18 protein-coding genes are annotated in these 18,571 nt (G+C 72.6%); 5 read left to right on the forward strand and 13 right to left on the reverse strand.

Annotation, left to right across the window (positions count from 1 at the left end):
• Positions 1-19 precede the first annotated feature (19 nt).
• Positions 20-769 carry a GntR family transcriptional regulator gene (locus ADK54_RS12970; RefSeq protein ID WP_199826945.1) on the reverse strand — a complete coding sequence of 250 codons (750 nt, stop codon included), beginning with the start codon at positions 767-769 and terminating at the stop codon, positions 20-22.
• A gap of 125 nt (positions 770-894) precedes the next feature.
• Between ADK54_RS12970 and ADK54_RS12975 the strand changes: the two genes are divergently transcribed.
• Positions 895-1,893, forward strand: a complete 999-nt coding sequence (locus tag ADK54_RS12975; protein ID WP_053725759.1) for a Gfo/Idh/MocA family oxidoreductase — start codon at positions 895-897, stop codon at positions 1,891-1,893.
• A 62-nt stretch (positions 1,894-1,955) separates the two neighbouring features.
• Here ADK54_RS12975 and ADK54_RS12980 read toward each other — a convergent pair whose 3' ends face one another.
• On the reverse strand, positions 1,956-3,158 hold the full coding sequence (locus ADK54_RS12980; RefSeq protein ID WP_053725760.1) for a cytochrome P450 family protein: 1,203 nt from the start codon (positions 3,156-3,158) through the stop codon (positions 1,956-1,958).
• A 154-nt stretch (positions 3,159-3,312) separates the two neighbouring features.
• Here ADK54_RS12980 and ADK54_RS12985 point away from each other — a divergent pair, with 154 nt between their 5' ends.
• Positions 3,313-4,086: a hypothetical protein gene (locus ADK54_RS12985; protein WP_159047741.1), complete on the forward strand. Its 774-nt coding sequence runs from the start codon at positions 3,313-3,315 to the stop codon at positions 4,084-4,086.
• 21 nt (positions 4,087-4,107) lie between these two features.
• Here the strand turns inward: ADK54_RS12985 and ADK54_RS12990 are convergent, their stop codons facing one another.
• Genes ADK54_RS12990 through ADK54_RS13000 form a run of 3 tightly spaced genes read right to left on the reverse strand, consistent with a single transcriptional unit; the run spans position 4,108 to position 7,216 of the window.
• Entirely contained in the window at positions 4,108-5,292 is a 1,185-nt protein-coding gene (locus ADK54_RS12990) for a cytochrome P450 family protein (protein ID WP_053725762.1), read from the reverse strand.
• 26 nt (positions 5,293-5,318) lie between these two features.
• Positions 5,319-5,996, reverse strand: a complete 678-nt coding sequence (locus tag ADK54_RS12995; RefSeq protein WP_078966353.1) for a response regulator transcription factor — start codon at positions 5,994-5,996, stop codon at positions 5,319-5,321.
• The gene (locus ADK54_RS13000; protein WP_053725764.1) at positions 5,993-7,216 is read right to left on the reverse strand and encodes a sensor histidine kinase; all 1,224 of its coding nucleotides are present in this window, start codon (positions 7,214-7,216) and stop codon (positions 5,993-5,995) included. The genes ADK54_RS12995 and ADK54_RS13000 overlap by 4 nt, the downstream gene beginning before the upstream one ends.
• A 146-nt stretch (positions 7,217-7,362) precedes the next feature.
• Between ADK54_RS13000 and ADK54_RS13005 the strand changes: the two genes are divergently transcribed.
• A complete protein-coding gene (locus ADK54_RS13005; protein WP_053725765.1) occupies positions 7,363-7,569 on the forward strand; it encodes a hypothetical protein in 207 nt (68 codons plus the stop codon).
• On the opposite strand, the gene ADK54_RS13010 is transcribed toward ADK54_RS13005, so the two are convergent.
• The 3 genes from ADK54_RS13010 to ADK54_RS13020 all read right to left on the reverse strand — a co-directional run bounded on the left by ADK54_RS13010 (position 7,570) and on the right by ADK54_RS13020 (position 10,147).
• Positions 7,570-8,484 carry a DMT family transporter gene (locus tag ADK54_RS13010; RefSeq protein WP_053725845.1) on the reverse strand — a complete coding sequence of 305 codons (915 nt, stop codon included), beginning with the start codon at positions 8,482-8,484 and terminating at the stop codon, positions 7,570-7,572.
• A gap of 115 nt (positions 8,485-8,599) precedes the next feature.
• On the reverse strand, positions 8,600-9,226 hold the full coding sequence (locus ADK54_RS13015) for a dihydrofolate reductase family protein (protein WP_053725766.1): 627 nt from the start codon (positions 9,224-9,226) through the stop codon (positions 8,600-8,602).
• Positions 9,227-9,328: 102 nt separating this feature from the next.
• Positions 9,329-10,147, reverse strand: coding sequence for an AIM24 family protein (locus tag ADK54_RS13020; protein WP_078966345.1), 819 nt, complete (start codon positions 10,145-10,147; stop codon positions 9,329-9,331).
• Positions 10,148-10,327: 180 nt separating this feature from the next.
• On the opposite strand from ADK54_RS13020, the gene ADK54_RS13025 reads away from it, so the two are divergent.
• Complete coding sequence (locus ADK54_RS13025; protein ID WP_053725767.1) at positions 10,328-11,068, forward strand: SDR family oxidoreductase; 741 nt, start codon at positions 10,328-10,330, stop codon at positions 11,066-11,068.
• Positions 11,069-11,276: 208 nt separating this feature from the next.
• Here ADK54_RS13025 and alc read toward each other — a convergent pair whose 3' ends face one another.
• On the reverse strand, positions 11,277-12,392 hold the full coding sequence (gene alc, locus ADK54_RS13030; RefSeq protein ID WP_053725768.1) for an allantoicase: 1,116 nt from the start codon (positions 12,390-12,392) through the stop codon (positions 11,277-11,279).
• Between the two features lie 4 nt (positions 12,393-12,396).
• On the reverse strand, positions 12,397-13,734 hold the full coding sequence (allB, locus tag ADK54_RS13035; RefSeq protein WP_053725769.1) for an allantoinase AllB: 1,338 nt from the start codon (positions 13,732-13,734) through the stop codon (positions 12,397-12,399).
• Between the two features lie 332 nt (positions 13,735-14,066).
• Between allB and ADK54_RS13040 the strand changes: the two genes are divergently transcribed.
• Positions 14,067-14,870 (forward strand): IclR family transcriptional regulator, encoded by an 804-nt coding sequence (locus tag ADK54_RS13040; protein WP_053725770.1) that lies wholly within the window; start codon positions 14,067-14,069, stop codon positions 14,868-14,870.
• A gap of 51 nt (positions 14,871-14,921) precedes the next feature.
• On the opposite strand, the gene ADK54_RS13045 is transcribed toward ADK54_RS13040, so the two are convergent.
• From ADK54_RS13045 to ADK54_RS13055, 3 genes are all read right to left on the reverse strand, one after another.
• Entirely contained in the window at positions 14,922-16,571 is a 1,650-nt protein-coding gene (locus ADK54_RS13045) for an alkaline phosphatase family protein (protein WP_053725771.1), read from the reverse strand.
• Positions 16,572-16,735: 164 nt separating this feature from the next.
• The gene (locus tag ADK54_RS13050) at positions 16,736-17,431 is read right to left on the reverse strand and encodes an ABC transporter ATP-binding protein (RefSeq protein WP_053725772.1); all 696 of its coding nucleotides are present in this window, start codon (positions 17,429-17,431) and stop codon (positions 16,736-16,738) included.
• A complete protein-coding gene (locus ADK54_RS13055; protein ID WP_053725773.1) occupies positions 17,428-18,471 on the reverse strand; it encodes an ABC transporter permease in 1,044 nt (347 codons plus the stop codon). The genes ADK54_RS13050 and ADK54_RS13055 overlap by 4 nt, the downstream gene beginning before the upstream one ends.
• Positions 18,472-18,571: the final 100 nt, after the last annotated feature.

Raw genomic sequence — 18,571 nt, forward strand, 5'->3', positions numbered from 1 at the left:
ACGGGACCGCTCGCGTCTCTCACGGCCGTACGAGCAGCTGGAACTCGAAGGAGTAGCGCGAGGCCCGGTAGATGTGCGAGCCGAACTCGACCGCCCGGCCGGTGTCGTCGAAGGTGGTGCGCTGCATGGTGAGCAGCGGCGCGCCCTCGGCCTCGGTGAGGAGGTCGGCCTCCTGCGCGGTGGCCGCCCGCGCCCCCACCGTCTGGCGCGCGCTGTGCAGCGTGATGCCCGCGCCCCGCATCAGCCGGTACAGGCCGGTGCCCTCCAGGTACTCGGTGTCCAGCGGCAGCAGCCCGGTCGGCAGGTGGTTGCGCAGCCGCGCCATGGGCTCGCCGTGCGCGTACCGCAGCCGCTCCACCAGGTGTACGTCGCTGCCCTCGGGCACCCCGAGAGCGGCGGCGACTTCGGCGGTGGCCGGCTCGAAGGTGTTGCGCAGCACGGTGGTGGCGGGCTTCTGGCCGGCCGCCTCCAGGTCGTCGTACAGGCTGCTCAGTTCGAGCGGGCGCTTGACCTGGCTGTGCACGACCTGCGTGCCCACCCCTCGGCGGCGGACCAGGAGGCCCTTGTCGACCAGGGCCTGGATGGCCTGGCGGACCGTGGGGCGGGACAGGCCGAGCCGGCCCGCCAGGTCGATCTCGTTGCCGAGGAGGCTGCCGGGCGTGAGGGTGCCCTTCTCGATGGCCGCCTCCAGCTGCTGCGACAGCTGGAAGTAGAGCGGGACCGGGCTGGTGCGGTCCACGCTGAGCTGGAGCGGCTTCGGGAAGTCCATCGCTGGTCTGGGCTGCTTGGGCACGGAGCGAGCGTAATGCGCCGGGGATGTTGACGGGAAGTCGTGAAGTTCGATTGTCAGGACAAACTCTTGACAGGATGACCCGCCCCGGCCACGGTGTGCCCATGCGTATCGGAGTGATCGGAACGGGACGGATCGGCTCTTTCCACGCGGGAATCCTCGCCCGACATCCCCGGGTCGAGCACCTGGTGGTCGCGGACGCCGACGCCGCGCGGGCCGCCGAGGTCGCGGCGCTGACCGGCGCGACGGCCGCGGCAACGGTGGCGGACGCGTTCTCCGGGGTCGACGCGGTGGTGATCGCCTCGGCGACCTCCGCGCACGCCGGGCTCATCGCGGCCGCCGCCCGCGCCGGGCTGCCCGCCTTCTGCGAGAAACCCATCGCCCTGGACGTGCCGGGCACCCTCGAAGCCCTCCGCGCGGTCGAGGCCGCGGGCACCGAACTCCAACTGGGCTTCATGCGCCGCTTCGACGCGGGCTACCTGGCCGCCCGGGAGCTCGTGCGCTCGGGTCGGCTCGGCCGGCTGCACACCGTACGGGCCGTCACCTCCGACCCGGCCCCGCCGCCCGCCGCCTACCTGCCGCTCTCGGGCGGGCTCTACCGCGACTGCCTGGTCCACGACTTCGACATCGTGCGCTGGGTGACGGGCCGCGAGGTCACCGAGGTGTACGCGATGGGCTCGGACGCGGGGCCCGCGATGTTCCGCGCGGCCGGTGACGTCGACACGGCGGCGGTCGTCCTCGCCCTGGACGACGGCATCCTGGCGACGGCGACGGCCACCCGCTGCAACGGCGCGGGGTACGACGTACGGCTCGAACTGGCCGGAGAACAGGACCAGTTCGCGGTCGGCCTGGACGACCGCACCCCGCTGACCTCGGCCGAACCGCACGGCCCCGGCCGCCCCGACAAGCCGTGGCCCGGCTTCCTGGAACGCTTCGCGCCCGCGTACGAGGCCGAACTCGACGCCTTCGTCCGGCTCGTACGGGGCGAGGCACCGAACCCCTGCGACGGCCGCGACGCGCTGCACGCCCTGCGGATCGCGGAGGCGTGCGAGGTGTCGCGCCGGGAGCGGCGGGTGGTGCGGGTCGCGGAGATCGGGGGGTGACGGCTGACAGTTTTCGGCTGACAGACGTCAGATGCCAGCCGGCAGATTTCGGCTGACAGAAATCACCACCTGACCGGCAGCGCCTCCGGCCCCCGCACCAGCATCCCCGTGCGCCACTGGATCGCCGCCGGGTCGATGTCCAGGGTCAGGTCCGGGCAGCGGTCAAGGAGCGTGCGGACCGCGATCCGGGCCTCCAGGCGGGCCAGTGGGGCGCCCAGGCAGTAATGGATGCCGTGGCCGAAGGCGACATGGCCCCGGGCGTCGCGCCGGATGTCAAAGCGGTGCGGGTCCTCGAAGCGCGCCGGGTCGCGGTTGGCGTCGGCCAGGGCGACGAGGACCAGTTGGCCGCCGCCGGGGATGAGGGTGCCGGCGATCTCGACGGGCTCCTTGGTGAAGCGGTACGTCGCCGTCTCCACGGGGTCGTCGTAGCGCAGCATCTCCTCCACCGCGTTGTCGATGAGCCCGTCGAAGTCGGCGCGCAGGGCGGCCAGTTGGTCCGGGTGAGCGAGCAGCGCGAGCATGCCGTTGGAGATGAGGTTGACGGTGGTCTCGTGGCCCGCGACGAGGAGCAGCCAGGCCATGCCGAGGAGTTCGGGGCCCGACAAGTGGTCGCCGTCCTCGTCGTCGGTGGCCCTGATCAGGGCGCTGATCAGGTCGTCACCGGGGCTGGCGCGCTTCTCGTCGAGCAGGCGCGTCAGGTACTCGTTGATCGCCTTGGCGGCGGTCATGCGGTCTTCCAGAGCGGGCGCCGAGAGGGAGGTGTTGGACCACTGGCGGAAGGTTTCCCGGTCGAGCGTGGGCACGCCGATCAGTTCGCAGATGACCGTGATCGGCAGCGGGAAGGACAGCGCCTCGACCAGGTCGGCCCTGCGGTCCGGGGCGGCCAGCATCGCGTCGACAAAGCCGTCGGCCATCTCCTGGACGCGCGGGGCGAGTTCCTCGATGCGGCGGGGCGTGAAGTGCCGCGTCACCAGCTTGCGCAGCCGGGTGTGGGCGGGCGCGTCGGAGCCCAGCATGGTGGCGCCGGGCGCGACCGTCCGCACGCCGAGGCCGGGCGCGGCCCTGTCCCACTCCTTGGAGAGCCGGTCGTCGGCGAGCGTGGCCCGCCCGGCCTCGTACCCGACGACGAGCCAGGCGTCGGCCCCCTCGGGCATCCGGATGCGGTGCACGGGGCCCCGCGCCCGCAGCCCCGCGTACACCGGGTAGGGGTCGCGGGTGAAGTCCTCGCCCAATGCGGCGAGATCGACTATGCCGTCGCTGGTCAACGCGTGTCCCTTCAGACCGGTCAGGCGGATACGGCGGACAGTACGTGCCCTGGACGACCGTGCACAGCTTCCACCCCTTGTCGAGCGATCGGCCACACCTTAACTCTCCAGTAGCTTAGGAGGCTTCTACCCTGGTCGGAGCGAGGGAGGCAAGGTGCTGAGGCGTTGGTGGTTCATGGAGAGGCTGCGCCCCGCCGTGCCCGCGCAGCGGCCCGCGGAGCTGTCGAAGGAACAGCAGCAGCTGGTCCTCGACGAATGGGCGACGGCCCGCGAGCGGCTCGACCGACTGGTGTCGGCGCGGGTGACGGCTGTGGGTGACGTGCTGCGGACGGCCGAACTGCCTCTGTCCGCAACCCCGTTGGCGGCGCGGTTCGGGGACGATCCGCGCGCCGAGGGCGACTGCTCCTGGGCCTTCGACGCGTTCCAGGCCGCGGGCAAGCTGCTCGACGAGGGAGCCGATCTGCCGGATCTGGCGGCCGCGGCGGTGCTCGCCGACCGAGCGCTCGAACGGTTCGCGGCGGTCCATGCCCGGGCGGCCGGGCAGCCGGTGCCCAAGGCCGCCCGGCGCTGCTTCTACAACCCGCTGCACACGGCGGCCGAGGACACCCACTCCCCCGTCCGCAAGCAGCACCGCCAGCAGGCCAGGCGCCGCACCGGGCCGCGCGAGGCGGCCGCCGACCGGCGCCCGGCCTGCCCGTCCTGCCGCCGCGCGATCCTGGCCGGCCAGGCGCCGGACGTGCTGCCCGCGCTCGTTCCGGTGAAGCTGTCGCGGCTGCGGACGGCCAGGGTGCTCGTGCCGTACTACTCGGTGCCGCAGCAGTGGTCGCTGTGGTCGGTCTGCGCCTGCGGGGCGTACGGGGACGAGTGGCCCTCGCTCGTGCTGCGCGGCGAGCACCGCAAGCGGGCGGCGGCCGCACGCAAAGCGTGAGTCACCGGTCCACCGCGGGTGTCACCAACGTACGGGCAGGTGACGTACGCCCCTGATGAGCATGCCCGGCAGCCACTCCAACGGGGCCGTTTCCGTTGTCAGTTGGAGGTCGGGGGCGCGTTCCAGGAGGCTGCGGACCGCGATCCGGCCCTCCATGCGGGCGAGCGGCGCGCCGAGGCAGAAGTGGATGCCGTGGCCGAAGGCGAGGTGGCTCTGCGGGGCGCGGCGGATGTCGAAGCGGTCCGGGTCGGCGTGGCGCAGTGGGTCGCGACCGGCCGAGGCGAGGGCGATCAGGACGGGTGCGCCCGCCGGGATGAGGGCGTCGCCGACGAGGACGGGTTCGCGGGCGAAGCGATAGGTGGCCGTCTCGACCGGCCCGTCGTAGCGGAGCATCTCCTCGACGGCGCCGTCGATGAGCCCGTCGAAGTCGGCGCGCAGCGCGGCCAGTTGGTCGGGGTGGCTCAGCAGGGCGCGTACGCCGTTGGAGATCAGGTTGACGGTCGTCTCGTGGCCCGCGACGAGCAGCAGGAAGGCCATGCCGATGAGCTCGTCCTGGGACAGCTGGTCGCCGCCCTCGTCGCGCGTGCGGATGAGGGCGCTCAGCAGGTCGTCGGCGGGGCTCGCGGAGCGTTTGGCCTCGATCAGTTCGGCCAGGTACTCGCCGATCTTCCGGATGGATTCGCCTCCGTCGTCGGTGAGCGGCGCGACGGCCTGGTTGGACAGCACGCGGAAGGCCGCGCGGTCGAGGTCGGGCACGCCGATGAGTTCGGCGATGACGGTCATCGGGAGGGGGAAGGCGAGCGAGTCGACGAGGTCGGCGGTGCGGCCGGGGGTGGCCAGCATCGTGTCGAGGAGCCGGTCGGTGACCTCCTGGACGCGCGGGCGGAGCGCCTCGACGCGGCGCGGGGTGAACTCCCTCGCCACCAGCTTGCGCAGCCGGGTGTGCTGCGGCGGGTCGGTCTCCAGCATGTTGGAGCTGATGGGGAGTTCGACGTAGCCCTCCTCGGCCAGCAGCCGCCAGTCCTTGGCGAACCGGGGGTCGGCGAGCGCGGCCCTGGCCTCCTCGTGGCCGACGATCAGCCAGGTCTCCCCGCCCGCCGGGGTGCGGACCATGTGGGCGGGTCCGTCGGCACGCAGCTTGGCGTACACCGGGTAGGGGTCGGCGTTGAATTCCTCGGCGTGCTCACTCAGATCGACGACCAGCATGGTCCCGCCCTCCGTTCCGTTCCGGTTCAGCCTACGTCGCGGTCCGGGCCGTCGAGCAGGCCCGCGTCGTGCACCAACAGGGCGATCTGAACGCGGTTGTTGAGGTCGAGCTTGGCCAGGACGCGGGAGACGTGGGTCTTCACGGTGGGCACGCTCAGATAGAGGCGGGCGGAGATCTCGGCGTTGGAGTGGCCGCGGCCGACGGCGACGGCGACTTCCCTTTCGCGCTCCGCGAGCAGGGCGATGCGGGCGCGGGCGCGGGCCGCCCGGTCGCCGGGTGCCGCGGACGACACCTGGGTCATCAACTGCCGCATGACGGCCGGGGACAGGACGGGATCACCGTTCGCCACCTGGCGTACGGCGGCGACGATCTCGGCGGGCGGGGTGTCCTTGAGGACGAATCCGGCGGCTCCGGCCCGTAGCGCCCGCAGCACCTGTTCGTCGGCGTGGAAGGTGGTCAGGACGATCACCTCGGGCGCGTCGGGGCGGGCGCGCAGCGTCTCGGTGGCGGTGAGGCCGTCGACGTGGGGCATGCGGATGTCCATGAGCACGACGTCCGGGCGCAGTTCCTGGGCCAGTTGACCGACCCCGGAGCCGTCGGCCGCCTCGCCGACGATCTCGATGTCCTCGGCGCCGCCGAGCATGAGGGTGAGTCCCGCGCGGACCAGGGGGTCGTCGTCGACGATGAGCAGGCGGATGGTCATGAGGGCCACGGTAGCCAGGCGGCGACCGAGAACCCGCCGTCGGGCCCGCGCCCGTGGTCGAGCCGGCCGCCGGCCAGGGTGGCGCGTTCGGTGAGGCCGATGAGGCCCTGTCCCGATCCGGGCACGTCGGGTACGGGTCCCGGGGGCGCGGGGTTGCGGACCTCGACGGTGAGTCCCTCGCCGGGGCGGCCGGTCACGGTGACGGTGACCTCGGCGCCGGGCGCGTGTTTGCGGGCGTTGGTGAGGGCTTCCTGGGCGATGCGGTAGGCGTTGCGCCCGGTGGCGGCGGGGACGCCCGCCGCGTCCGGGACGCGGCTGTCCAGGACGACCTTCATGCCGGCCTCGCGGGATTCGGCGACGAGCGCGTCGAGGGTGGCCAGCGTCGGCTGGGGCCGGTCGTCGGCGTCCTCGCCGGGACTGCGCAGGACCCCGATGATCTGCCGCAGGTCCTGGAGCGCCTCGTGCGCGCTGTCCCGGATGACGCCGGCGGCCCGGGCGACCTGGGCGGGCGGCGCGTCGGGCCGGAATTCGAGGGCGCCCGCGTGCACGGAGAGCAGGGTGAGCCGGTGGGCGAGCACGTCGTGCATCTCGCGGGCGATGGCCTCGCGGGCGAGGCGCTGCGCGTTCTCGGCCCGCAGCGCCGCCTCGGCCTCGGCGCGGGTGGCCCGTTCGCGCAGCGCGAGGACGAGCTGGCGCCGGGAACGTACGAGCATGCCCCAGCCGGTGACCAGCAGGATCAGCACGGTGCCCACGACGGCGTTGGTAAGGAAGCTGGTGGTCGGGTCGGGGCGGACCACCGGCTGGAGCAGCGAGCTCGCCACGGCGAGGCCGCCCACCGCGAGCACGGCGGGCCTGAACGGCCGGTGCACGGCGAGGCTGAACAGGGCGACCAGGAACGCGCCCGAAGCGACCGGCGCGAAGACGGACACCACGGCGAGCACCGCCGCGAGCCCCACCGGCCAGCGCCTCCGCAGCCACACCGCGCAGCAGGCCGCGGCGCCGGCCAGCTGGTCGAGGAGCAGGACGGTGTCGGAGTAGCCGGGCGTCTTGTCGAGGGTGTCGGCCGTGAGCATGCCGATGAGGGCGGCGGCGAGGAAGGCGCAGATGTCGACGACCCAGTCGCGCACGGTGCGCCGCGGCCGGGCCCGGTCGCCGGGCAGCTCGGGGTCGGCCACCGCCGAGGGCAGCAGCCAGCGGAACTCGGGTCCGGCTCGTGTCATGTCGACAAAGTTACGCAGCCCGGCGGGCTCGCGGCGTGATGCGGGCGCGGGACGCTACCAAAGTCGTACGGCCGGAGACTTTGGGTGCGGCGGCGGTGTCCCGACGGCCGACGCGGAGGCCGGGTCCGTCGGCGCAGGCTCGGGGCATGAGGAAGTTTCTGGAGGTCGCCGGGTTCCTGCTGCTGCTCCAGGGCATCGGCGGTCTTGTGCACGAGTGGACGGGGTGGTTCGGCCTGTGGGCGCTGGTGCACCGCCCCGATGCGCTGGCGGGCCACGAGGTGTTCGCGAGCATCGTGCTTGCGGCCGCGGGCGTGGCGGTGCTGATCGCGTCGGAGCGGGCCGCGAAGAAGTAGTCAGGCCACGGCCCGGCGCCCCCAGCCGGTGCCGGCGAGGACCAGGATCGCGCCCAACAGGCCGAGTGCGCCCAGGCGTTCACCGCCGAGCGCGATGCCGGCGGCCGCCGCCCACAGCGGTTCGGTGCCGAGCAGGAGGCTGACGCGGGACGGGGAGGTGCGGCGGACCGCCCACATCTGCACGAAGAACGCGAACAGCGTGCAGAACACGGACAGGAACAGCAGGCCGCTCCACTCGCGGACACCGAAGCCCGCGGCCACCGTCCAGGGCGCCTCCCCCGCGTCGGGCACGGCGGCCAGGACCGCGAACACCGCGACGGCGCCGCCCAGTTGGACGGTGGTCAGGGACAGCGAGTCGGCGTCCTGGACCGCCTTGATACGGGCCATGAACAGTACGTGCGCGGTGCGGGCGAGGGCGGCGAGCAGCATCAGGAGGTCGCCCGCCGAAGGCGGGGTGAAGCCGCCGCCCTGGGTCAGCAGGACCACGCCCGCCACCGAGAGCGCGGCGGCCGCGAGGAAGGCACGAGGTGGCCGGACCCGAGCGACGGCGGCCTCCGCGAGCGGGGTGAAGATCATGGTGAGGCTGATGATGAGCCCGGCGTTGGTGGCCGAGGTGTGCACGACGCCGTAGGTCTCCAGGAGGAAGATCCCGCTGAGGACGAGGCCGAGCAGGCCCGCGCCGCGCCACTGGGCGGCGGTCAGCGCACGAAGGCCGCGCCGTCCGGCGGCCACCAGGACCGGCATGACGACCCCGAAGCGCAGCACCAGGACGGCGGTCACGGTGTGCGCGGTGGTGATGTCCTTGGCGGCGAGGTAGCTGGCGCCCCAGACGACGGCCACCAGGAGGACCGGCAGGTCGGTGAGCCAGGCGCGGCGCGGGGCGAGGCCTGCGGAGGGTGCGGCGATCGACGACACGGGCCCGGTCTCCAGACGGTGCGGGGGTGTGGAGACGTCGGCGGCTCGCACGGGGACGATCACCGTACCCGTACGTGATCGGCCCGGGAAGGGCCGGTCCGCGTGCCGGGCGGGCTCACTCGTCGAGGTCGTAACTTCCGTACCGGGGGCGGCCGGTGGGGCGGTAGGTGTGGACGGAGACGCCGCTGGGGGTGGTGCGGACCTCGGCGACGGCGAAGGAGGTGGGCGGCACCCCGTCGGTGAACAGCCGGCGGCCCGTGCCGAGCACCACCGGGTGGATCATCAGGCGGTACTCGTCGATGAGGCCGTGGCCCATCAGGAACTTGGCGAGGGTGCCGCTGCCGTGCACCTGGAGTTCGCGGCCCGGCCGGTCCTTGAGCGCCTGGATCTCCCGGGCCACGTCGGCGTCGGAGCCCGCGACGACGGTGGTGCGGTGCCACTCGGGGTTCTTGAGGGTGTTGGAGACGACGTACTTGGGGAGCGCGTTCAGCGGGGCCGCGATCGGGTGGTCCGGGTCGGTGACGCGCGGCCAGTACCCGGCGAAGATGTCGTAGGTGCGCCGGCCGAGCAGGAAGGCGTCGGCGCCGGCGAACCACTCGGTGATGTACCGCCCGAGCGTGTCGTCGTCGAACGGGGCCTGCCAGCCGCCGTGGGTGAATCCGCCGCCGGGGTCCTCCTCGGGGCCGCCGGGGGCCTGGACGACACCGTCGAGGGTGAGGAACGACGTGAAGGTGAGCTTCATGGTCCGAGCCTTCCTGAGGGGCGCTCCGGTGCGGTCGTGCCGCGCCGGTCGCATCAGGGGAGACCCCGTGCTCCCGCGGAACTCATCGCCCGGCGCGGCGGCTCATCCCGCGTGGGTGGAGAAGAGCCCGCCCGTGGGGCCCTGCTTGTCGCCGCCCTGTGCCTTCTTCAGGGCGTTGGCCAGGCCTTCGATGGTGAGGGACTGGAGGATGACGCGACCGTTGCCCTCCAGGGTGGCGAGCGAGAGGCCCTCGCCGCCGAAGACGGCGTTCATCAGGCCCTGCCGGTTGAGGCCGCCGATGCGCTGCACCCCGTACTCGATGCCCTCCTCGAAGGCGACGATGCAGCCGGTGTCGACCTCGATGCGGCCGCCGAAGTCGGCCGGGTTGAGGTCGATGAAGTTGCCCGCGCCGCAGATGATCACGGTGCCCGTGCCGGTGAACTTCTCCAGGATGAAGCCCTCGCCGCCGCTCATGCCGGCGCGGCCGCCCTGGAAGGCGATGCCGAAGTCGACGGTGGACTCGGCGGCCACGAAGGCGTCCTTCTCGGCGAACCAGGCCCGGTTTCCGGTGAGTTCGAGGGCGCGCATCTCGCCGGGCAGCACGCCCGCGAAACCGACCGTGCCGTCGCCGCCGGTGGAGGTGAAGTACTGGAAGGCGAGCGATTCGCCGGCGAGTGCGCGCTGGCCGACCTGCATCGCGGTGCCCATGGCCTGGCGCAGCAGGCCGCCCATGCCCGCGCCGCCCTGGCCGCCGGCCTGGTCGCGGCCGCCCCTGTCGGGTCCGGAGAGCCGGGTCTCCATCGACACGTTGGCGGTCTTGAAGAGGAACTTCCCGGCCTCGCAGTAGACGGTCTGGCCGGGCGTGAGGTTCACGACGGCCATCTGCATGGCATTGCCGACGATCTCTTGCTGAAGGGTCACGGCCGGTCTCCTCAGGCGTGCGGGGTGGTGTTGCAGGTGGTCAAGGTACGACACGCGGTGCCCGGCTCCGCCGCCGGGGACTCGGTGTCCGAAGGCCGCCAGCGTAGAGGTCCCGCGAGGGCTTTGCTTGAACCCGCAACCAAACACGGATCTGCGAAACCCTAAGAAAAGGACCTCACGATGAACTCGCTCAACGGCAAGAAGGCCCTGGTCACGGGCGGCAGTCGGGGCATCGGGGCCGCCACCGCGCTGCGGCTCGCCGCGCAGGGTGCCGATGTCGCCGTCACCTACGTGCAGGGCGAGGAGGCGGCCCGCGAGGTCGTCGCGAAGATCGAGGCGATGGGCCGGCGCGGGCTCGCGCTGCACGCGGATCTCGGCGAGGCCGCGGCCGCGGCACACGCGGTCGAGCGGGCCGCGGAGGCCTTCGGCGGTCTCGACATCCTGGTCAACAACGCCGGGGTGGGCGTGCTCGCCCCGCTCGGCCTGCTGAGCCCGGCCGATGTCGACCGGGTGCTCGCGGTGAACGTACGCGGCGTCTTCCTCGCCTCCCAGGCCGCAGCGGCCCACCTGCCGCGCGGCGGCCGGATCATCACGATCGGCTCGTGCATGGCCCAGCGGGTACCGGGGCCCGGCGGCACGCTCTACGCGCTGAGCAAGGCGGCCCTCGTCGGCCTCACCAAGGCGCTGGCGCGCGAGCTCGGCGGACAGGGGATCAACGCCACGGTCGTCCACCCGGGCCCCATCGACACCGACATGAACCCGGCGGACGGGCCGACGGCGGCGGACCAGGCCGCGATGACCTCGCTCGGGCGGTACGGGACGGCCGACGAGGTCGCCTCGATGGTGGCGTACCTCGCGGGCGACGAGGCGGCGTATGTGACGGGCGCGGAACTCTCGGTGGACGGCGGCTACGCGGCCTGAGCGGGCTCGTGGAAGTCCGGCGCGGCACAGCCCCGAAGGGGAGCGGGGAACTGCGCGACCAGCCCCCACCGGCCCGCGGATGAGGCACTCCAGTTCCCGCGGAGCGCCTGCGTACAAGAACGCGAGGCACCCCGGTGCTGTCGGGTCGGGGTGCCTCGCGTCCGCGGGCGGGTGTCGTGCCGCCCTGCTCTTGGGGGAACGGGCAGGCTCAGCCGCCCAGTTCCTGGTGGCGGGCGGTCAGGCGCGCCGAGCCCTCGGCCGTCAGTGAGCCGAAGAGGCGCAGGCGCGAGATGCCGCCGTCGGGGAAGATGTCGATCCGCACGTGGGTGCCCACGACGGGGGCGTCCAGGACGAAGCGGTGGTTGGTGTCGGGCTGCAGGCGCGTGCGGGGCAGCGCCTCGGTCCACTCGCCCGACTCGCCGTCGCGCACCGAGAGCGCCGCCCAGCCCGCCGAGTTGCCCTTCAGGTACGCCGTGTCGATCTCGATCGCGCGGATCTCCGACTGCGCCGCCAGCTGGTAGCGGATCCAGTCGTTGCCCTTGTCGCGGCGGCGCCGGGTCTCCCAGCCGTCGTCCATCTTGCGGGAGCGGCCGGGCTGGATGGTGTTGGTGGCGGGCGAGTAGAAGCGGTCGGAGGCGTCCTCGACCTGGCCGCCGTTCTCCAGGGCCGCGAGGTCGAAGGTGCCGAGGGTGGCCAGCCAGCGCGGGTCGGGGGCGACCTCGCCGTGGACGCGCAGGCGGGCGACGCCGCCGTCGGGGTGCTGGTTGAGGCGCAGGTGCGTGAAGCGCTGCTCCACGTCCACCGCGAAGCCGTTGGCCGCGTGGCCGCCAACTGCCGTACGGGGTACGAGAGTTACCCACTTCACGTCGGGGGCGAGCAGTTCCTCGGGCGACGGGGAGCCCGGCACCGAGGCGGCCTCGACGGAGACGGCCTGCGGGTAGTTGCCGCGGAAGTGGGCGGTGTCCACGACGATGCCCCGGATCACGCCGGGGGCACCGAGGCGGATGAGCGCCCAGTCGTGGTCGTCGTCGGTGGGGTGCGGCTGCGCGGCCGAGACGCCGCGCCGGCGCCGGGTCTCCCAGCCGTCCATGATCTTGCCCTTGTGCCCGAAGTGCTCGGGGTCGAACTCGGCGGCCTCGGGCTTGAGCAGGTTCTCGCGCTCGGCGAAGAACTCGTCGTTGGCCGCGATCACGCCCGCGCCGAGGCGCCGGTCGGCGAGGTCGGCGTACTGGGTGAAGCCGAAGTCCGCGGTGCGGTAGTCGGCGTACGGGTCGCCGCCGCCGAACGGGCTGGCGTCACCGGTGAAGGAAGGAAGGGTGCTCACGGTGTCAGTTGTTCCTTTCGAGCAGGCGGCCGGTGGGCTCGGCGATGACGCCGTCGTGCTGGATGCGCTCGCCGCGCAGCCAGGTCGACTTGACGACACCGTGCAGCGTCTTGCCGGCGTAGGCGGTGACGCGGTTGCGGTGCTGGAGTTCGGCCGGGTCCACGGTGAAGGTCTCGTCGGGGGCGAGCACCGCGAAGTCGGCGTCGCGGCCGGCCTCGATGGCGCCCTTCTGGGTCAGCCCGACCAGGTTCGCGGTCGAGGTCGACATCCAGCGGACCACGTCCTCCAGCGTGTAACCGCGCTTGCGGGCCTCGGTCCAGATCGCGGGGAGGCTGAGCTGGAGACCGGAGATGCCGCCCCAGGCGGTGGCGAAGTCGGCGGTCTTGAGGTCGGCGGTGGACGGCGAGTGGTCGGTGACGATGCAGTCGATGGTGCCGTCGGCCAGCGCGTCCCACAGCAGGTCCTGGTTGGCGGCCTCGCGGATCGGCGGGCAGCACTTGAACTCGCTCGCCCCGTCCGGGACTTCCTCGGCCGTCAGGGTGAGGTAGTGCGGGCAGGTCTCGACGGTGAGCCTGACGCCCTCGCGCTTGGCCGCGGCGATCAGGGGCAGCGCGTCCGACGACGACAGGTGCAGGACGTGGACGCGGGCGCCGACGCGCTTGGCCGCGTTGATGAGGCCCTCGATCGCGGTGTTCTCCGAGACGCGCGGCCGGGTCGCCAGGTAGTCGGCGTACTTGGGGCCGGTCAGGTGTGGGGCCGCGTCCAGCTCGTGCGGGTCCTCGGCATGGATGATCATCAGGCCGTCGAACCCGGCGATCTCGGCGAGCGAGCGCTCCAGCTGCTTCTGGTCCAGCTCGGGGAACTCCTCGACGCCGGACGGCGACAGGAACGCCTTGAAGCCGAAGACACCGGCCTCGTGCAAGGGCTTGAGGTCCTTGACGTTGTCGGGCAGCGCGCCGCCCCAGAAGCCGGTGTCGATGTGCGCCTTGCTCGCGGCGACCTCCCGCTTGACCCGCAGGTTCTCGACCGTGGTGGTCGGCGGCAGCGAGTTGAGCGGCATGTCGACGAGGGTGGTGATGCCTCCGGCGGCGGCCGCGCGGGTGGCCGTCCAGAAGCCCTCCCACTCAGTGCGGCCGGGGTCGTTCACGTGCACATGGGTGTCGACGATGCCGGGCAGCAGCACGTCGTCACCGAAGTCCTCCAGGCGCGCGCCGGCCGGGACCTCGGCCTCGTACGGCAGTACGTCCGCGATCTTCCCGTCGGCGACGGCGACCGTCGCCGGGCGCGTCCCCTCGGGGGTGATGACGCGCGTCGAGCGCAGTACCAGGTTGACGTCGGACACCCGAGCCCTCACTTCCCAGCGGATTCTTTAACCGTGCACCGGATCTTTTCCGTACACCGGAATTCAACGATCTGTTGAAGGAGTTTGCGCCGCCGCCGACGAAGCCGTCAAGAGTGGCCGACGAGTGACGGTCGACACGGGGGCGAGTCTTGGAGGTTTCCACAGAATGGAATTAGAATTTCGCCAAGCAGAATGTAGGTATCGCCACGGGGCGCCGCGAACGAACGGACAAACCCGCTCTGACCGGCAGGGACACCCGACCTGTCCAGGGTGGGCCGGACAACCGCCCGATAGTCTGCTCCTTCGCCTGCCAGTACCGAAAGGAACGCGCCGTGCCGACGTCAAGCGCCAGCACCACCGACGCCTCCAAGACCCCCGCCGCCAGCGGAGGAGTCCAGTCTCTTGAGCGCGCCTTCGATCTCCTTGAGCGGATGGCCGACGCCGGGGGCGAGGTCGGCCTCAGCGAGCTCTCCGCGAGCAGCGGCCTTCCCCTTCCTACCATCCACCGGCTGATGCGCACGCTCGTGGCCTGCGGCTACGTACGCCAGCAGGCCAACCGGCGCTACGCGCTCGGCCCCCGCCTGATCCGCCTCGGCGAGTCGGCGTCCCGGCTGCTCGGCACGTGGGCGCGGCCGTATCTGACCCGCCTGGTCGAGGAGACCGGCGAGACCGCGAACATGGCGCTGCTCGACGGCGACGAGATCGTGTACGTGGCGCAGGTGCCCTCCAAGCACTCGATGCGGATGTTCACCGAGGTCGGCCGCCGCGTCCTGCCGCACTCCACGGGCGTGGGCAAGGCGCTGCTGGCGCACACCCCGCCGGAGGAGGTCCGCGCGCTCCTCGCCCGCACCGGCATGCCGGCCGCGACGGAGAAGACGATCACCACGGCGGACGGCTTCCTCGACGCCCTGGAGCAGGTGCGACGCGCCGGGTACGCGGTGGACGACAACGAGCAGGAAATAGGGGTGCGCTGCCTCGCGGTGTCGGTGCCCAACTCACCCACCGCGGCGGCCATTTCGATCTCGGGCCCGGCCGGCCGGGTCACCGAGGCGGCCACGGACCGGATCGTCCCGATCCTCCAGGGCATCGCCCAGGAGCTCTCGACGGCGCTGGCGAACACGGGCGCGCAGGCCTGAGCCGCACCCGGTGGGCCCCCTGTCGACTGCGGCAGGGGGCCCACCGGCGTTTCAGCGCACGGGCAGCACGCGGGTGTGCTCGCGCCGCACGGCCGCCAGGTCCTGCGGGTCCAGGCCGAGCAGGGCCAGGATGGTGGGCGCGATCTGCGTCGTGTGGACGCGGCTTGTCTCACGCACCCCGGCCGGGGTGCCCGCGCCGGAGACGATCAGCGGAACGTCGAGGTCGTCGGCGTTCGCGCCGCCGTGCTCGGCGATCTTCTTGGTGCCGCCGGTGTAGACGACGCCGTTCCGGGCGATGCCGAAGACGTCCGGGACCCGGGCGTCGTCGGCCGGCACACCGAAGTAGCGGGCCGCTTCCTTGCCCGCGTACGCCTTGGTCAGACCACTGGCGGTGAAGGCCTTCGGCTTGGCGTCGATGTCGGTGCCGGTGCCGTGCTGGGCCAGCAGGTACGCCTTGGCGAAGTCGGCGGCGGCCGCTGAGCGGTCGGTGAGCCACAGCATCACGCCGTCGTCGTCCGCGGAGTGCGCGACGAGGTCGCTGGCGCCCGGGTGGGCCCTCTTCCACGCCGCATTGAGTCCGGCCAGCAGCGGCGCGTCGTCGATACGGGTCAGCGCGGCCGGGTCGGTGGGCGACTGGCCGTGCTTGGCGGACAGGACGATCGTCGTGCTCGTGTCGAGGTGGCGGGCCTTGAGCTCGGCGACCAGCGAGCCGAGCTCGGAGTCGACGAAGTCGATGCTCTTCTCGACCAGCGGCCCGGGCACGCCCTTGGCCGCATACCCGCCCTTGAGGCCGTCGGAGGCGGGCAACTTCTGCGCGGTCGACACGGACTGGAAGTTCAGGCCGAAGACCGCCGGGGTGCCGGTGCGGTGGCTACGGCTGTGGTCGTAGCCGTCGATCTCGTTGCGGACCGCCTGGACCTTGTAGTGGTCGTACTGCTGGGTGGCCTTGTTGTCGTTGGTCCAGTCGGTGCCCTTGGGGTAGCCGATGGCGTCGGAGTTGATCTCGGGCGTGAACAGGTCCTGGATGCCGTTCCCCGAGGGCCCTTCGAGGATGTCGTACGCGGCGTGCTTGTCCGACCAGGCGGTGCGCAGCCCGGCCTGGCGGGCCACGTCGAAGACGGTGTTGACGCGCAGGTAGGAGTGCGGGGCGACCGGCTTGCAGGTCTTCGGGTCGACGGGCAGAGCGGCCGGGTTGAGCAGGGTCTGCGGGCGGCCGGTCATCTGCAGGATGCTGCCGGGCAGCCCGGTCAGGCCCTGGCCGGCGTCGAGGGCCGACTTGTCCTTGTCGAGGTCCTCGGTGAGGTCGACCTCGGCGCCCGGCTTGGCGTTCTCGCAGTCGGTGGTGCCGGCCGGGAGCAGGGTGCGGTCGTAGGAGTCGTCGTAGTAGACCCCGGTGGTACCGGGGCCGCCGCCGGTGACCTGTGCGGTCATGCCGGGGAACGAGTCGGAGGGCGTGGTGGTGCTCGCGTGCGTGTACTGCACTCCGCCGTGCGCGAGGCGGGCCAGCGCGGACTGCGGGTGCTCGGCGGTGTACCGGTCGAGGTCGGCCTGGTGCAGTCCGTCCACGGAGACGAGCAGGACGTGCTGGACGGCGGCTCGGTGCTGGCGCGCCGGAGTGGCGTCGGCGTGCAGCACGGCAGTTCCGGCGAGCGCGCCGGCCGCGCCGAACGTGGCGGCCAGCCGGAGGAGCGGGCGGTTCACAAGTGTCCCCTGACGTTGGTGGAACCGGGGTTTGGGGGGTGCGCGCTCATGAGTAGTGGCGCCCTGTGTACCGCCGTGGCCGGGGAGGTGAACCTCCGGCGCACGGGCGGTATGGAGCGCCCCATGCGCCGGCCAAGGTTGTGCCGCCGTGGATCCCGTGCTTGTCAGCCCGCCACCGCGCGCGCCGCGCTCAGGCGCCCGTCGGCCATCGTCACCACGGCGTCCATCCGCTCCAGGTGGGCGCGGTCGTGGGTGACCAGGACGGTGGCCGTGCCGCGGTCGCGGGTGAGGGTGAGCAGGAGGTCGAGTATCGCGGCGCCCCGCTCGTGGTCGAGGGCGCTGGTGGGCTCGTCGACCAGGAGGACCGCGGGCTCGTTCATGAGGGCCCGGGCGATGTTGACGCGCTGGCGCTGCCCTCCGGAGAGCTGGTGCGGGCGGCGGTGGGCCTGGTCGGCGAGGCCGACGGCGGCCAGGAGCTCCAGGGCGCGGGCCCGCACCTCGCGCGGCCGGCGGCCCGCGAGGTGGGCCATCACCTGGAGCTGCTCGGCGGCCGTGAGCGAGGGCAGCAGGTTGGGCTGCTGGAAGACGATGCCGATGGAGTCGCGGCGCAGCGCCGCCTTCTCGGCGGGGCCGAGCCCGCCGGTGTCGGTCCCGGCCACGACGACGCGTCCGCTGTCCGGGGTGACCAGGGTCGCGGCGACCGCGAGCAGGCTGGACTTGCCGGATCCGGACGGGCCGACGCAGGCCGTCACCGTGCCCGCGTCGACCGAGAGGGACACCGCGTCGAGGGCGGTGAGGCGGCCTTCGCCGTCGGGGTAGGTCAGCGTGATGTCGTCGAGGAGCAGGGTCGAGGAAGTCATCGGGCACTCCCGAGCGCGGTCAGCGGGTCGACGGCGGTGATGCGCCGGATGGACAGGGCGGCGCCGATCACGCCGAGGACGATCAGGACGGCGGCAGGACCGAGCGTCGTGGTGAGGTCGAGCACGAACGGCACCGCGCCGCCCACGAGCCCCCCGGCGAGCGAGGCGAGCCCGGTGCCGACGAGCGTGCCGACCGTCAACATCACGACCGCCTGGCCGAGCGCGTCCTTGAGGAGGTAGGGCGTCGAGGCCCCGAGCGCCTTCAGTACGGCGATGTCGCCGCTGCGCTGGATCGTCCACACCGTGAAGAACGCGCCGACGACCAGCGCCGAGATGACGAAGAGGAAGCCGCGCATCAGCTGGAGCGAGCCGTTCTCGGCCTTGTACGAGGGCAGCGCCGAGAGCGCCTCGGACAGCGTCAGGCTCTTGGTTCCGAGCTCCTTGTCGGTGGCCGCGAGGTCCGCGCCGCCGTCGAGGGTGAGCGCGACGACGGTCGCGGGCGCGTCGTCGGCGAGCGCCGTCCAGGCGACGGGGGTGTGGCTGTAGGAGTCCTCGCCCGCCACCGCCGACACGGTCAGCCGCTTGCCGCCCAGCGTCACCGTGTCGCCCGCCTTCGCGGCCAGGTCCTTCGCCGCGCCGTGCGAGAGGACGACGGATCCGGCGCGTACCGCGGCCGGCGCCAGGTCCGAGCCGGGCGGGACCGCGAAGGAGGACACCGCGGCCGTGCGCTCGCCCGCCTTCGCGTTCAGCGTGGACACGCCGATCGGCTGGGCCTCCTTCACCCCCGGAGCCTGCTGCCATTTGCGCCAACTGCCGCTCGGCACAACGGAGTTGGTGAAGGACACCGACTGGCCGGACGGCGGCGCGGCGAAGGCCAGCCGGTCGGCGGGCAGGGCGCTGACGGCCGAGGTGTTGTCCCTGGCAAGGCCGGCGGTGAGCCCGGACAGCAGCCCCACCAGCAGGGTGATGAGCACCACGACCGTACCCATCAGCGCGAACCGGCCCTTGGCGAACCGGAGGTCTCTCCATGCGACGAACATGGGGCCAAGCCTTCCGGGCGGAGCCCGCCGCCACATCGCACGCGGGCATGTGTCCCCGTATCGAAGGATGCATCCGCACATCAAACTTTCGGTTGACCGG

The sequence above is a fragment of the Streptomyces sp. WM6378 genome (assembly GCF_001279695.1).
Lineage (GTDB): Bacteria > Actinomycetota > Actinomycetes > Streptomycetales > Streptomycetaceae > Streptomyces.

What these genes read in the sequence shown, in the direction of transcription:
- ADK54_RS12970 (WP_199826945.1), bottom strand. Translation starts at nt 769, where the DNA reads ATGGACTTCCCGAAGCCGCTCCAGCTCAGCGTGGACCGCACCAGCCCG.
- ADK54_RS12975 (WP_053725759.1), top strand. Translation starts at nt 895, where the DNA reads ATGCGTATCGGAGTGATCGGAACGGGACGGATCGGCTCTTTCCACGCG.
- ADK54_RS12990 (WP_053725762.1), bottom strand. Translation starts at nt 5,292, where the DNA reads ATGCTGGTCGTCGATCTGAGTGAGCACGCCGAGGAATTCAACGCCGAC.
- ADK54_RS12995 (WP_078966353.1), bottom strand. Translation starts at nt 5,996, where the DNA reads ATGACCATCCGCCTGCTCATCGTCGACGACGACCCCCTGGTCCGCGCG.
- ADK54_RS13000 (WP_053725764.1), bottom strand. Translation starts at nt 7,216, where the DNA reads ATGACACGAGCCGGACCCGAGTTCCGCTGGCTGCTGCCCTCGGCGGTG.
- ADK54_RS13005 (WP_053725765.1), top strand. Translation starts at nt 7,363, where the DNA reads ATGAGGAAGTTTCTGGAGGTCGCCGGGTTCCTGCTGCTGCTCCAGGGC.
- ADK54_RS13015 (WP_053725766.1), bottom strand. Translation starts at nt 9,226, where the DNA reads ATGAAGCTCACCTTCACGTCGTTCCTCACCCTCGACGGTGTCGTCCAG.
- ADK54_RS13025 (WP_053725767.1), top strand. Translation starts at nt 10,328, where the DNA reads ATGAACTCGCTCAACGGCAAGAAGGCCCTGGTCACGGGCGGCAGTCGG.
- ADK54_RS13050 (WP_053725772.1), bottom strand. Translation starts at nt 17,431, where the DNA reads ATGACTTCCTCGACCCTGCTCCTCGACGACATCACGCTGACCTACCCC.
- ADK54_RS13055 (WP_053725773.1), bottom strand. Translation starts at nt 18,471, where the DNA reads ATGTTCGTCGCATGGAGAGACCTCCGGTTCGCCAAGGGCCGGTTCGCG.